Origin of the sequence: Paenibacillus abyssi (assembly GCF_014640295.1) — a bacterium.
GTDB classification, from domain to species: Bacteria; Bacillota; Bacilli; order Paenibacillales; family Paenibacillaceae; genus Paenibacillus_D; species Paenibacillus_D abyssi.
The window spans coordinates 130005-143161 of sequence record NZ_BMGR01000015.1; the positions used below are offsets into that span (position 1 = coordinate 130005).

14 protein-coding genes are annotated in these 13157 nt (G+C 48.9%); 1 reads left to right on the top strand and 13 read right to left on the bottom strand.

What is annotated here, in order from left to right; genetic code table 11:
* Window positions 1-2: 2 nt before the first annotated feature.
* The 12 genes from IEW11_RS20355 to cymR all read right to left on the bottom strand — a co-directional run bounded on the left by IEW11_RS20355 (window position 3) and on the right by cymR (window position 10141).
* Window positions 3-953 (bottom strand): peptidase U32 family protein, encoded by a 951-nt coding sequence (locus IEW11_RS20355; protein WP_188532906.1) that lies wholly within the window; start codon window positions 951-953, stop codon window positions 3-5.
* Window positions 953-1978: an endolytic transglycosylase MltG gene (mltG, locus tag IEW11_RS20360; protein ID WP_229725524.1), complete on the bottom strand. Its 1026-nt coding sequence runs from the start codon at window positions 1976-1978 to the stop codon at window positions 953-955. The genes IEW11_RS20355 and mltG overlap by 1 nt, the downstream gene beginning before the upstream one ends.
* 230 nt (window positions 1979-2208) lie before the next feature.
* Complete coding sequence (locus tag IEW11_RS20365; protein WP_188532907.1) at window positions 2209-2523, bottom strand: DUF1292 domain-containing protein; 315 nt, start codon at window positions 2521-2523, stop codon at window positions 2209-2211.
* Between the two features lie 25 nt (window positions 2524-2548).
* On the bottom strand, window positions 2549-2845 hold the full coding sequence (locus tag IEW11_RS20370) for a DUF1292 domain-containing protein (RefSeq protein WP_188532908.1): 297 nt from the start codon (window positions 2843-2845) through the stop codon (window positions 2549-2551).
* Between the two features lie 8 nt (window positions 2846-2853).
* On the bottom strand, window positions 2854-3270 hold the full coding sequence (gene ruvX, locus IEW11_RS20375) for a Holliday junction resolvase RuvX (RefSeq protein ID WP_188532909.1): 417 nt from the start codon (window positions 3268-3270) through the stop codon (window positions 2854-2856).
* A gap of 34 nt (window positions 3271-3304) precedes the next feature.
* Entirely contained in the window at window positions 3305-3565 is a 261-nt protein-coding gene (locus IEW11_RS20380; RefSeq protein ID WP_188532910.1) for an IreB family regulatory phosphoprotein, read from the bottom strand.
* 44 nt (window positions 3566-3609) lie between these two features.
* Entirely contained in the window at window positions 3610-6243 is a 2634-nt protein-coding gene (gene alaS, locus IEW11_RS20385) for an alanine--tRNA ligase (RefSeq protein WP_188532911.1), read from the bottom strand.
* 334 nt (window positions 6244-6577) lie between these two features.
* The gene (locus tag IEW11_RS20390; RefSeq protein WP_188532912.1) at window positions 6578-7648 is read right to left on the bottom strand and encodes an AI-2E family transporter; all 1071 of its coding nucleotides are present in this window, start codon (window positions 7646-7648) and stop codon (window positions 6578-6580) included.
* 140 nt (window positions 7649-7788) lie between these two features.
* The gene (locus IEW11_RS20395; protein WP_188532913.1) at window positions 7789-7992 is read right to left on the bottom strand and encodes a YrzR-like zinc ribbon domain; all 204 of its coding nucleotides are present in this window, start codon (window positions 7990-7992) and stop codon (window positions 7789-7791) included.
* Between the two features lie 23 nt (window positions 7993-8015).
* The gene (locus tag IEW11_RS20400) at window positions 8016-8540 is read right to left on the bottom strand and encodes a PRC-barrel domain-containing protein (protein ID WP_188532914.1); all 525 of its coding nucleotides are present in this window, start codon (window positions 8538-8540) and stop codon (window positions 8016-8018) included.
* Window positions 8541-8557: 17 nt separating this feature from the next.
* Complete coding sequence (locus IEW11_RS20405; RefSeq protein ID WP_188532915.1) at window positions 8558-9712, bottom strand: cysteine desulfurase family protein; 1155 nt, start codon at window positions 9710-9712, stop codon at window positions 8558-8560.
* 9 nt (window positions 9713-9721) lie between these two features.
* Window positions 9722-10141 carry a cysteine metabolism transcriptional regulator CymR gene (gene cymR / locus IEW11_RS20410; protein WP_188532916.1) on the bottom strand — a complete coding sequence of 140 codons (420 nt, stop codon included), beginning with the start codon at window positions 10139-10141 and terminating at the stop codon, window positions 9722-9724.
* A 265-nt stretch (window positions 10142-10406) separates the two neighbouring features.
* Between cymR and mnmA the strand changes: the two genes are divergently transcribed.
* Window positions 10407-11528 (top strand): tRNA 2-thiouridine(34) synthase MnmA, encoded by a 1122-nt coding sequence (gene mnmA / locus IEW11_RS20415; protein ID WP_188532917.1) that lies wholly within the window; start codon window positions 10407-10409, stop codon window positions 11526-11528.
* A gap of 96 nt (window positions 11529-11624) precedes the next feature.
* Here the strand turns inward: mnmA and IEW11_RS20420 are convergent, their stop codons facing one another.
* Complete coding sequence (locus IEW11_RS20420; RefSeq protein ID WP_188532918.1) at window positions 11625-12959, bottom strand: hemolysin family protein; 1335 nt, start codon at window positions 12957-12959, stop codon at window positions 11625-11627.
* Window positions 12960-13157: the final 198 nt, after the last annotated feature.

The following is a 13157-nucleotide window of genomic DNA, read 5'->3' on the forward strand; positions in this document are numbered from 1 at the left end:
TGTTAATACACCTGTTCCTTATAGAAAAATCCGAATGAAAGCTCCCGCTCCGGATCCTGAATCGCTTGAATCTGTTCCAACAATTGCTCATCGAATCGATAAGCAGCCGGATCTGCAATATAATTATCGATAACCTTCCGGTAAGCCCGAACCACGGTTTCATTATACTCGATCGATTTCATAAAGCCTTCTATTTTCAGACTGTCTATGCCCACTTCCATCAGCTCATGAAGGTTCTCCAGCATGCAGATATCGTCTGAGCTCATAATATGGGTCCCATTTGCATCCTCATAGATCGGATAGCGTTCATTCTGGCGCTCCGTCTCTATCAAATATAACCCGCGATCCTTATCCGTTTCAAGCTCTGATGACAAGTTTCCAGCAATACCCGATTGCTCGCGGTAGTCGAGATAACTGTTTACGAGGCTGCGCTTGGAGTGATAGATGTTGGTCATCCCGTGTACCTGTACCTCTACCTCTAGAGAGGTATTGGCTTTCGTACCAATCACCTGCTCCATGTTCAGCTCCCGCGCAAGTACGACGCGCGTCGCTCCTTTGCGTCCCCAAAAATTGGCAGTAGCATAGTTGGTCGACGTCATTTCCGTGTTCCAATGCAGCTTCATCCCAGGAGCTGCTTCCCTCACTGCCATAAGGACAGCCGGGTCGCCAAACACAACAGCATCCACCCCTGCGGCAGCAAGGCCTTTAATATAATCCGGAAGCTCTCCTACCGTTTCATTATCTACCAAATTATTGATAGCCGCATAGATGCGGACGCCGCGGGGGTGCGCGATACGCACCGCTTCAGCCATAACATCCAGCTCGAATTCGCCGGCCACCCGAAGGCCGAATTTCGATTCTCCCAGCACGAAAGCGTCTGCGCCGACATCGATTAACCGGACCAGTTCTTCCATTGAACGGGCTGTAGTGAGCAGTTCTGGTTTTGCGTTCATTACTGGCTTTCTCCTTCCTTTGCCGTTTCATTGCTGATTCGAATATTTTTTAAATGTTCTTCATAGGTTTTGCCAAAAAGATGCGTTTGTGAGCCGTCCTTCTTTGTTACATAGAATAAGTATTCTGTCTCTTCCGGATAGATCGCAGCTTCAATGGATGCTAAGCTCGGGCTTGCAATCGGGCCCGGAGGCATTCCATTGATCTTGTACGTGTTATATGGGCTGTCAATTTGAAGATCCTTCTCGAATAAACGCTCCTTCGGTTTATCCAGTGCATATTGTACGGTGGCATCGATTTGCAGCGGCATGCCGATAGCCAATCGATTGTATATGACACCTGCTACCAATGCCCGTTCCTCGTCCACAACGACTTCCCGCTCCACAAGCGAAGCAACAATCATCATGTCATGAAATGACAAATTTCGCTCGGCGAGCCTTTCACGCCATCCTTCCGGAAGTCCATTCAGCTTACGATCGAGCTCCTGGAGCATTCTGACGATCATGTCCTGCTCTGTGCTGTCCTTTTTCATTTCATACGTTTCGGGGAATAGATATCCCTCCAGCAGATGATTCATTTGCTCTCCCGCTTCAATCTTGGAAGCCGCTTCGGAATAGGTTAACATTGCTTGTGATTCAGCCAGCTCAAGAAACTTTTGTTTATCGATGAGCTCTTCTTCACTAAGCTTGTCCGCGATTTGGAGCACGGTAAACCCTTCTGGAATCGTGAACCGGACCGTTTCCGCTTTGACGGTATCGCCGGCATTCAGCTTGGCTATAATCGCCTCGTACTCCATGCCTGGAGTAAAATCATATACACCCGCTTGAAACCTTGAGCCTTCATTCTGGAACCGCAAATAATATTTAAATAGGAATGCATTACGAATGATGCCCTGTTCCTCAAGAATTTCGGCTACTTTAAATGGAGTTGAACCATTCGCGATTTCTACCCGTTTGACTACCCCTTCGGGTGTGGGCTGCAATCCATACCATACATATAGAGCAGTGCCTGCAGCTGCGACCAACATCAGACCAAGCAGCGCTAACACCACCCATAAGGTGATGCGGCTTTTGCGTATCGCTGTACTCACGCCGTGATAACCTTCCTCTCCTCTCGCAAATAGAAACGACTTCGCCGCCCTGATTCGTGACGAAGCCGTTTCGCTTTGCGATATGACTTGTATTAAGGGAACAGCCTTTTTCCTTTTTGAAAAGGGACGGTTTGCACCGCCCCTCCTCAATTGCCTATACAGTTGGATTAAGGCAGATCCTCGCCAGAGAACAATAACTCGTCATAGGCTTCAGCCGCAGCTTCCCATTCTTCTTCATCATCAATCGATTCGAGCCCCAGCTCGCCGCCCGGCCCTTCAATGACACGGAAGAATGCAACCTCGTCCGCTTTGCGCATCGCATGTGTCTGCAATCCGGCATAAGCCGAACCGCCAATGCGAAATTCCGCCACAATCCGATAAGCTTCCTCGACTCCGTCTTCGGATACGAGTTCGATCTCCGGTCCGTAAAGCTCGTTAAGACGAGTCAACCGCTCAGGCTGTCCGTTATGATGCAAACTCATTACACAGCTCCTCTCAGCAGATGGATCAGTCGCCCTCTTCCATCTCACCCAGCAGTGTATTGAATGTTTCTTCAACCATATTCCATTCTTCTTCGTCTTCGATCGTGTACAATTTCAGATCATCGCCGTCTTCCTCATAGCGGAAAGCGTACACCTCTTCAGATTCATCATCTTCCGAATGGAGAGGAACAACCATCATATACTTTTGGTCGGATTCATCAACCTCAAATTTCATGATGACTTCGAATTCCTCTTCATTTCCTTCTTCATCCGGAATATAAATGATTTCCGGCTCTTCAAACTGCATGTCGTCCTTTGTCATCGTTACCCTCACCTTTTCGTTTTAGAGTCGAGAAAATTTTGCAAAATGAGCGCTGCTGCCATTTTGTCTACCACTAACTTTCTTTTCTTGCGGCTGATGTCCGCCTCAAGCAGAGTCCGTTCTGCGGATACGGTGGTCAGCCTTTCATCCCAAAGGTGAACAGGTAAGTTCAGTTTCTCACGCAGATTCTGCGCAAATGCGATGCAAATTTCGCCACGCGGTCCAATCGTGCCGTTCATGTTCTTCGGAAGACCGACCACGATTTCTGTTACTTCATGTTGGCGGACCAAATCCGCGATTTCATCCAGCTCCCTGCCATCGCGCCTTGTCTCCACGACTCCGACGCCCTGTGCGGTCCACTGGAGTGCATCGCTGACCGCTACGCCAATTCTGCGATCGCCGTAATCCAATCCCATCAAACGCATGCTTCGTCCGGCCTCATTTCAATATCGGTGTCCATTATCTGTGCTGACTTAGATAATTCCGAACGAGCTCTTCGATTAATTCATCGCGCTCTTTCTTGCGAACCAGACTCCTGGCGTTGTTGTGGCGCGGAATGTAGGCAGGATCACCTGATAGTAAATACCCGACAATTTGGTTAATCGGATTGTACTCCTTTTCCACCAACGCGTCGTATACCGTCAGAAGAATCTCCTTGGAGGATGTCTCCATCTCTTCCGGTTTCACATCAAACTTCATTGTTTTATCCATGGAACTCATCGCCAGCACCTCACTTTCAAGGTAAAGCAGTTATCCTGTTTCTATCATATCACACTTGACTGTGAAAGAACCAGTTCTTCTGCAAGCTTAAACGCTTCTTCTAATTTGGAGGCGTCTTTTCCGCCTGCCTGCGCCATGTCCGGACGACCGCCGCCGCCGCCGCCGCAGCATGCTGCAACCTCTTTGATCAGCTTCCCGGCGTGCAATCCTTTCTTCACCAAATCCGGTGATACCGAAACGACCAGATTCACTTTTTCGTCTTGTACGGCCCCAAGCACCAACACCGCAGAATCAAACTTGCCCTTTAATTCATCTGCGATACCACGCAGCGCTTCCATGCTGTCCGCGCTGACCTGTGCTGCAAGAACAGTAATTCCTCCAACGGTTTTTGCTTTTGTCTCGAGGGTTCCCGCTTCGATTCTGCCTAACTTCGCCTGCAGCGACTCCTTCTCGCGCATGAGGTCTTTGACCTGGGCATAAAGCGCATCAATACGTTTAGGCACATCATTCATATTGGATTTCAGCAGCTCCGATGCTTGCTTTAACAGCTCCAACTGCCCATCCATATAGGTATAAGCATGCTTGCCGGTGACCGCTTCGATCCTTCTTACGCCGGATCCGATCCCTGATTCACCGATCAGCTTGAAGAGACCGATTTGAGCGGTGTTCTGCACGTGACATCCCCCGCACAGCTCAATGCTGTATCCGCCTACCTGCACCACGCGGACGACATCGCCATACTTTTCGCCAAACAGCGCCATCGCACCCATCGACTTGGCTTCCGCAATTGGCTTGCTCTCGATGATAACAGGCGTGCCAAGCCAGATTTGCTCATTGACGCGTCTTTCGATTTCAGAGATCTCCTCCTCCGTAATACTGCCCAAGTGAGAGAAGTCAAACCGCAGGCGCTCCGGTTCAACAAGCGATCCCGCTTGGTTTACGTGGTCGCCGAGCACTTCCTTGAGCGCTTTATGCAGCAGGTGGGTAGCGGTATGATTTTTCACGATATCCTCACGCTTTGAACGCGAAACCTCCGCTTGAACGGTGTCTCCGACACGAAGCGTTCCGGACGTGATGATAATTTGATGCACATGCTGGCCCAGCGGCGCTTTGGATACCTCTTCCACATCGGCCTGCACGCCTTTTCCTGAGATTGAACCATAATCGCTTACCTGTCCGCCGCTCTCCGCGTAAAACGGCGTCCGGTCAAGCAGTACCAAGCAGCGGCTGCCTTCTCCGGCAATATCCACCAATTGGTCATTCATGATAATTGCGGTTATTTTCGCTTCGGTTACCAATTCATTATAACCAACGAATTCGCTTTTAACCGTGAGCTCGGCGAGCGGCCCGCCCTGTACCTTCATGCTTCCGCTGTCCTGCCTTGCGGCGCGCGCGCGATCCCGCTGCGACTGCATCGCTTGGTCGAATCCTTCACGGTCAACAACAAGGCCCTGCTCAGAGGCGTAATCCTCGGTTAAATCGAATGGAAAACCATACGTATCATAGAGCTTGAAAGCATCCGCTCCGTCGATTGCCGTCGCTCCTGCCGATTTCGCTGCAGCAACCAGCTCACCCAGAATTGCCAGGCCATCCGACAAGGTCTCATGAAAGCGTTCCTCTTCGTTGCGGATCACACGCTCGATAAATTCTCTTTTTTCAACAACTTCCGGGTAATATACGCCCATAACTTCACCGACTACGGGAGTCAGCTCATACAGGAACGGACGGTCTATGCCGAGCGTTTTGCCATAACGGACCGCACGCCGAAGCAGCCTGCGAATGACATATCCGCGGCCTTCGTTGGAAGGGAGCACGCCGTCTCCAACAGAGAAAGCCACGGTACGGATATGGTCGGCAATAACTTTAAGCGCGATATCCGTTTCATTATTCACGTGATATTTCACATTCGCGATTGCACAAGTGCGATCGATGATCGGCCGGAACAAATCGGTGTCGAAGTTGGAATCGACATCCTGCAGAATCGAAGCAAAACGCTCGAGTCCGGCGCCGGTATCGATATTTTTATTCGGAAGCGGCGTGTAGCTGCCGTCTTTGTTGTGGTTAAACTGGGAAAATACAAGGTTCCATACTTCCAGGAATCGCTCATTCTCCCCGCCTGGCGTACATTCCGGGTCGGACAAATCACCGTATTTATCACCACGGTCATAGAAAATTTCGGTACAAGGACCGCAAGGTCCTTCGCCGATATCCCAGAAGTTATCCTGCAGCCTGATAATGCGTTCCTGCGGCAGGCCGATTTTCTTGTTCCAAATTTCGTATGCTTCTTCATCCTCGGGATAGACGGTTACGGACAAGCGTTCAGGATCAAAGCCGATCCACTGCGGACTGGTCAGAAACTCCCATGCCCACGTAATCGTCTCTTCTTTGAAATAATCGCCGATCGAGAAATTTCCGAGCATCTCAAAAAATGTATGATGGCGTTTCGTTTTGCCCACGTTCTCGATGTCATTGGTGCGGATACATTTTTGGGAATTGGCGATTCTCGGATTTTCCGGCACGACACGGCCGTCAAAGTAAGCTTTAAGCGGAGCCATACCCGCATTAATCCATAGCAAAGACGGGTCATTATGCGGAACTAACGGTGCGCTTGGTTCAATTGTATGGCCTTTGCTTTCGAAGAATGCAAGCCATTTGGAACGTATTTCACTTGCTTTCATGGTTATCACTGCCTCCACTCGAAATAAAAATAAAAAAAGCCCCTACAAAAGCAGGGACGAAATCTCATTCGCGGTACCACCCTGGTTATTGCGCAGCTGTTCTTCATGCGAGAACAGGCACAATCGCCTTAAAAGGACGTTAACGGATCCTCCCGGTGAAGTTCATTCACACTCCGAAACCAGCGTTCAGCGGTACTTCGTCATAGAACCCTTCCAGCCATTGCAAAGGCAGATTATTCGCTTGCAATGGGGCTCCTTCTCTGTATGACGGGCTACAGCTTACTACGTTCCATCATCGATTTAAATTATAGTATATCCCCAGCCATGACTGGTGTCAAATGGTCTTTCTTCTGACATAGTAAGCGAAGATGTGCTGCAAGATCACCTTTAATGCAGCGAAGATCGGAACCGCCAAGATCATCCCGACGACGCCTGCCAGCTCCCCTCCGACAAGCAGTGCGAAAATAATCGACAGCGGATGCATATGCAGTGTTCTGCCGACCACCTGCGGGGAAATAATATTGCCCTCGAGTATTTGGCATATTGTGTTGACAACAATGACTAAGAGCATCATTTTAACCGATATGGTGGAAGCCATAATGAGAGCAGGAGCAGCTCCGAAAAAAGGACCAAGATACGGAATAATGTTAAATACAGCTACCAAACCCGCGAGCAGGAACGCATACGGCATACCGATCAGCCAGTACCCGAGATAAGCCAGTATACCGACAATCAGGCACACCAGAAACTGACCGCGGATATAATTGCCAAGCGCATCATCGATATCCTTCAGCAGGCGAACTGTGCTTTTTCTGTGGGAGCGCGGGACAAAAGTGATAACCGTACGTTCGAACACATCAAAGTCCTTCAAAATATAAAAGGCCAGAAAAGGAATGATAAACGAAATAAAAACGACATTCAACATCGCTCCGATGTTATTAAGGAAAGACACCACAGCCGCACTCAACCTCTTTTCCAGCTCGTTAATCGAGTTGGCGATCCCGGAGCGGACGCTTTGGGGCAAAAATGAATTGTTGTTCAAATCATCAAACAAGCTTTGGGCCCGCATCGTAAGCTCAGGCGCATGCTCATTCAATTCTTCCATCTGATCGATGAACATCGGGATGACATTCATTAAGACAACCGTGATGGAAGCGCAAAAAACAGCATAGATAAGCAGCACAGCGATCGAACGGGGAACCTTTCGGTCGGCCAGCAGATTCACGATGGGATGAAGCACATAGGAAATAATCATCGCGATCATGAAAGGCGCCAATACCGCTTTTAGGAAATTATAAATATGTACAATAATCGGCTTGACCAGCAGCAATAAAAACAGTGCAAGCAGCCCGAGTATGAGATAGACCAATACAGCGAACGGTTTGCGGTTTGTAAATTTCTCCAACTTCAGCCGCCCCTCTCCGGTTACGATGCGACCTACAAACGACCGGTTTTCAATACAGTATATGTATAGAAGGGACAAAACATCCTTGTCCAACGGCTCCACAGCAAAAAAGAAGACGGCCCAGGGCCGTCTTCTATCGTTTAAATGCCGTTTGCATGGATATGCGGCAATTCCTCTTCAAAGAATAAATCGTCAAGCGAACTTAATGTGCCGTCCTCTTCCACTTGATAGACGGACATTTTCTCGCCATTAACTGTCAATTCGATGAAGCATCCCCAGCAATAATATTGATGGGAGCCGATTTTCCCGATATCTTTCGAATTGCAATTGGGACATCTCATCATCTTTCATTCTCCCTAATCATCGATTACGGACCGGTCGTATGCTCCAGGTCTTGTTCGGCGCGAACCGGAACGAGAATCGTATCCTCCCCCAGCGCGACTTCATCTGGGTAATCCGAAATTCGCAGCCACTTGCGTCCTTCCCTGAGATCCGAGATAAAACCATCCGTTAATTCGTACCCTACTATAAGGGTACCCTTATTTTGGTCAAAATAAACATCCGTAACCCTGCCAAGCTGCAGACCTTCTACGGTTATGACCGGTAAATCCTTCAATTTGATACGGCCCGTATGGAAACACCGGATGATGTCTTCCGCTTTAAGCGAAACCACGGCCTGTGTATCCGATATAAGAACGGCATCCTCCCCGCATGCGATCACATTGTCCCAATGAATCGCTTGGACGTCCGAAGATATCCACCTTCTTGCTTCGAGTACGATACCCGTCAACAGCCAATGCTCGTCGAACCAAATGTCTCTCACTTTGCCGACCCGGTTGCCGGTATTTATGTCGATAACAGGCAGCCCGATCAAAGATTGAAGCTTGATCACGATGGGTTGGAGGCCTCCTAAGCATTATTACGAATACGGGTTGCAATGGTTGCAATTTTTTCGGCCGCGTATTCGATCTCCTCCAAAGTATTCCCCAAACCAAAGCTAAATCGAACCGCGCTGCGCAATCGCTCTTCCGGTAAAGCCATCGCTTGTAAAACATGAGAGCGCTCGAGCGAGCCGGAAGTGCAGGCAGATCCGCTGGCAGCCGCGATCCCTTCAATATCCAGATTCATAAGCATCGTTTCCGTGTCCACACCCGGAAAGCTTAGATTAACGATATGAGGTACCCGATAAACATCATGCCCGTTCACGACAACCCCGCTATCTCCAAGCAACTGCGCAATACGGCCCACAAAATGCAGCCTTAGCTGCTCCATCGTTTTCCATTTATGCTCGCGGTCTGACACCGCAAGCTCAACTGCCTTACCAAAACCGGCAATCCCTGCCGCATTTTCCGTTCCCGCACGGCGTTTTCGTTCCTGGGATCCGCCGAGCAGAAGCGCTTCAACAGGTGTCCCTTTAGCTATGTACAATGCGCCTACGCCTTGGGGCCCGTTAATTTTATGGGCTGAGAAGCTCATCAGATCAACCGGCAGCGAAGCGCAATGTATCGGAAGCAAGCCTAGGGCTTGTACAGCATCAACATGAAAAACAGCACCGATCTCGCGTGTTATGCCGCCAATCTCTTCGATCGGTTGGGTCGTTCCAACCTCGTTATTGGCGTACATGACGCTAATCAGCCCTGTATTTTCCTTAATACTTGATTTCAGCTCTTCCAGCGAGATCCTCCCATGAATATCCGGAGACAGCCAAGTCACGTCAAAACCTTCGCTCGAAAGCTTCTCCGCCGGATGCAGTACAGCATGATGTTCGATTGCAGTTGTGATAATATGAGTCTTCCCGCGTCTGCGCATTGCATGCGCCGCTCCGATCAAAGCCATATTGTCGCTCTCAGTACCGCCGGACGTAAAGACGAGCTCGGACGGCTGGCAGCCCATATGAGCTGCGATCCGATCCCGAGCTTGGTTCAAGATGCGTTTGCCGTGACGCCCGTTATTGTGAATGCTTGATGGATTGCCTACCAGTCCCCGGTAGACCTCAAGCATGGTATCCAGAACCTCAGGATGCAGCGGCGTCGAAGCTGCATGATCCAAATAAATGCTTTGCATAATCGCTCCTTAGATGTAAAACATATAACTGTCCAATTCATTCTCGCCCTTAAACGATATCAAATCCCCAAGCGTAGTCGAATCCAGCACACTTGCGATGCTGTCTCGAATTTTCAACCAAAGATCACGTTTGGCGGGATCGTCTTCCTCTGTGAAATCAACAGGGGATATCGGGCCTTCCAGCACCCGAATGATATCTCCGGATGTAATCTGCTCCGGTTCTTTGGAAAGAATGTATCCGCCATAAGCGCCTCTAACGCTTTTTACCAGACCCGCATTGCGAAGCGGAGCAATGAGCTGCTCTAAATAATGCTCGGATAATTGATTTCGCTCGGCAATGCTTTTAAGGGAAATCGGGCCCTCGCCATATTTTGCCGCGAGCTCCATCATAATCGTCAATCCATAACGGCCTTTTGTCGAAATTTTCAAGGGAACTCCTCTCCCGGCTTTTATAACCGACTGAAATTATAGTGGACGTTCTATGCTCATCTTTGGGTAAGAGTGCAGTTCGTTTATACCATTAGTATTCCCATATCACATCTATGTTAACATACCTAAGCCCGAAATGGATATAAAAGCTTGACATCTTCATGAAAACTTGTTCAAGCTGTGGTACAATAGAGAAGCTGTATTATGGTTCGGCCAATGTGCCGGGACTCATAATCAGTAAGCTTCTTTTATAGGTGGTGTTATCATGACAAAAACAAACGCGTCCACCCGGGTCGTCGTCGGTATGTCCGGCGGAGTCGACTCTTCGGTAACCGCGCTTTTACTAAAGCAGCAAGGATATGATGTGATCGGCATCTTCATGAAAAACTGGGATGATACCGACGAGCTCGGCCATTGCACCGCAGAGGAAGATGCGGAGGATGTTCGCCGTGTATGTGATCAGATCGGAATACCTTATTATACAGTTAATTTTGAGCAAGCTTATTTTGATAAGGTGTTTACTTATTTCCTTGATGAATATAAGCATGGCCGTACGCCTAATCCTGATGTCATGTGCAACCGGGAAATCAAATTTGGCGACTTTTTGAAAAAAGCGCTGGATTTGGGTGCCGATTACTTGGCTACCGGGCATTACGCGCGGGTTGAGCGAAGCGGAGGGAAAGCCACACTGCTGCGCGGCGTGGATTCGAATAAGGATCAAACTTATTTTCTTCATGCGCTGCGGCAGGATCAGCTGGAAAAAGCGATGTTCCCGATCGGCCATTTGCCCAAATCCGAAGTAAGGCGTATCGCCGAGGAAGCCGGATTGGCAACCGCCCGCAAAAAGGACAGTACCGGCATTTGCTTTATCGGGGAACGTAACTTCAAAGAGTTCCTCAGTCAATACCTGCCTGCACAGCCGGGTGAAATGGTCGATATCCGGACCGGTGACGTCAAGGGCCGGCATGACGGGCTGATGTATTACACGCTCGGACAAAGACAAGGGCTTGGCATCGGCGGCTCCGGAACAGGCGAGCCTTGGTTCGTTGCCGATAAAGATTTGCAGCGCAATATCCTTTTTGTCGTTCAAGGTGAAACGCATCCGAGCCTCTACTCAACCGGGCTTGTCGCAACCGGCTTGAACTGGATCTCCCCTGACAAGCCGCAAGGCTCTCTCCGCTGCACGGCCAAATTCCGTTACCGTCAGCCGGATCAGGGCGTAACGTTAACACTGCGCGAAGACGGCATAACAGCCGATGTTCAGTTTGACCATCCGCAAAAAGCGGTTACCCCTGGTCAAGCTGTCGTCTTCTATGATGGAGATATCTGTCTGGGCGGCGCTACGATTGACCAAGTCATAAAAGTAAACGCTGCGGTGGAAGTTTAATTCGGCAGCCATACTTCAAAGTGTTTCCATACAAAAACCGGTTAACCATGAAGCAGCCGCGCGCGGCCTGCCAAGGTAACCGGTTTTTTTATTATGCTAGCCTGTTTCTGCCTGCGGCAACTCCACCGGCCCGTCAATGGGTTGGCGCTTACGTACGATAATCCTGGAGATACGCAGGTTATCCGTTTCCTCGATAATAAAGTCATGTGTGTCCATGTAACTGACCGTCTCAAGCTTCTTTGGCGGAATTTCAATCTGCGAGTAGATCCAGCCGCCGATCGTGTCGTATTCATCATACTCGATGTCCAAGCTGAAGAAGCTGTTCACTTCCTCGATGAGCATTTGCCCGTTAATGGAATAATGATCATCGTCTATCTTCTCGATATCAGGGCGCTCGTCATCGAATTCATCTTGGATCTCTCCGACAATTTCCTCCATAATATCCTCTAATGTAACAAGACCGGAGGTCCCGCCGTATTCATCGATAAGAATCGCAATCTGCGTTTTTTTCTTCTGCAGCAGCTTCAGCAGTGTGCTGATCTGCATCGTTTCCGGCACCGTAGTGACCGGCCTGGTAATCTGAGTAATGCTAAAAATGCTTTTCTCATCAACCTTGAGTATGTCTTTTATGTGTACAAAGCCGATAATATTATCTTTATGTTCATCACAAACCGGAAAACGTGTATGCATCTCCCGCAGCGCGATCTCTTTGTTATCTTGAAATGTCAAATTCGTATACAGGCATACCATATCCGTTCGCGGAATCTTAATTTCCCTGGCGCTCGTTTCGGCAAATTCAAATATATTGTCTACCAGCGTCAATTCCGTATTATCGATCAGTCCGCTCTTATGGCTTTCTTTCACCATGATGCGGATCTCTTCCTCCGTGTGGCCCGATTCACTCTCGGATACCCGCTCGAGACCGAATAGCTTGAGCAGCCTATTGCCCGTCGCATTTAAAAATATGATAAAAGGATACATCAGATTGTGAAACAACATGAGCGGCGCCGCCGTCAAAAGCGTGACGCTCTCTGCCTTGCGAATCGCCAATGTTTGTGGAGCGAGTACGCCAAGCACAATGTGTAAAATAATGATAACGAAGAAAGCGGTCAAAAAGGCGATCGTATGGATGATGCCATCACTCAGATTAAACCAGTCCTTCAAATACGGTTCTATGATGCTGGCTATTGCCGGTTCACCGACATATCCGAGGCCGAGCGATGCAAGTGTAATTCCTAGTTGGCAAGCAAATAAATAGCCATCAAGATCGCGGGTAAGATGAGCTGCGAATTTAGCCCTTCGTCCCCCCTCCGATACTAAATAATCAATTCGGCTTCCTCGTACTTTAACCATCGCAAATTGGGCGGCGACGAAAAAACCATTTAGAAACACCAAAAAGAAAATCAATGAACCACTCAGCAATAACGGCATTATCGGTAACGGGTCATCCAATGGATCCCTGTCTTTCGTCCCCCGTCCTACGGGCTGGCCGACGACAGGAGCACCTCCTTTTATAAATGAAATTTATGCAGGAAAGGATATTAATGACAGCTTAGATGATGAAAACCTGTCAATTGTCTGAGAAAATGTCACCCTAACTCGTCCGAGAAAATGTCACTATTGGAGTAG

Excerpts from the sequence above, each read along its gene's own strand:
- IEW11_RS20405 (WP_188532915.1), bottom strand. The coding sequence starts at position 9,712 with ATGCAAAGCATTTATTTGGATCATGCAGCTTCGACGCCGCTGCATCCT.
- ruvX (WP_188532909.1), bottom strand. The coding sequence starts at position 3,270 with ATGCGTTTGATGGGATTGGATTACGGCGATCGCAGAATTGGCGTAGCG.
- IEW11_RS20395 (WP_188532913.1), bottom strand. The coding sequence starts at position 7,992 with ATGATGAGATGTCCCAATTGCAATTCGAAAGATATCGGGAAAATCGGC.
- alaS (WP_188532911.1), bottom strand. The coding sequence starts at position 6,243 with ATGAAAGCAAGTGAAATACGTTCCAAATGGCTTGCATTCTTCGAAAGC.
- IEW11_RS20420 (WP_188532918.1), bottom strand. The coding sequence starts at position 12,959 with ATGCCGTTATTGCTGAGTGGTTCATTGATTTTCTTTTTGGTGTTTCTA.
- IEW11_RS20355 (WP_188532906.1), bottom strand. The coding sequence starts at position 953 with ATGAACGCAAAACCAGAACTGCTCACTACAGCCCGTTCAATGGAAGAA.
- IEW11_RS20370 (WP_188532908.1), bottom strand. The coding sequence starts at position 2,845 with ATGACAAAGGACGACATGCAGTTTGAAGAGCCGGAAATCATTTATATT.
- mltG (WP_229725524.1), bottom strand. The coding sequence starts at position 1,978 with ATGTTGGTCGCAGCTGCAGGCACTGCTCTATATGTATGGTATGGATTG.
- mnmA (WP_188532917.1), top strand. The coding sequence starts at position 10,407 with ATGACAAAAACAAACGCGTCCACCCGGGTCGTCGTCGGTATGTCCGGC.
- IEW11_RS20380 (WP_188532910.1), bottom strand. The coding sequence starts at position 3,565 with ATGAGTTCCATGGATAAAACAATGAAGTTTGATGTGAAACCGGAAGAG.
- IEW11_RS20365 (WP_188532907.1), bottom strand. The coding sequence starts at position 2,523 with ATGAGTTTGCATCATAACGGACAGCCTGAGCGGTTGACTCGTCTTAAC.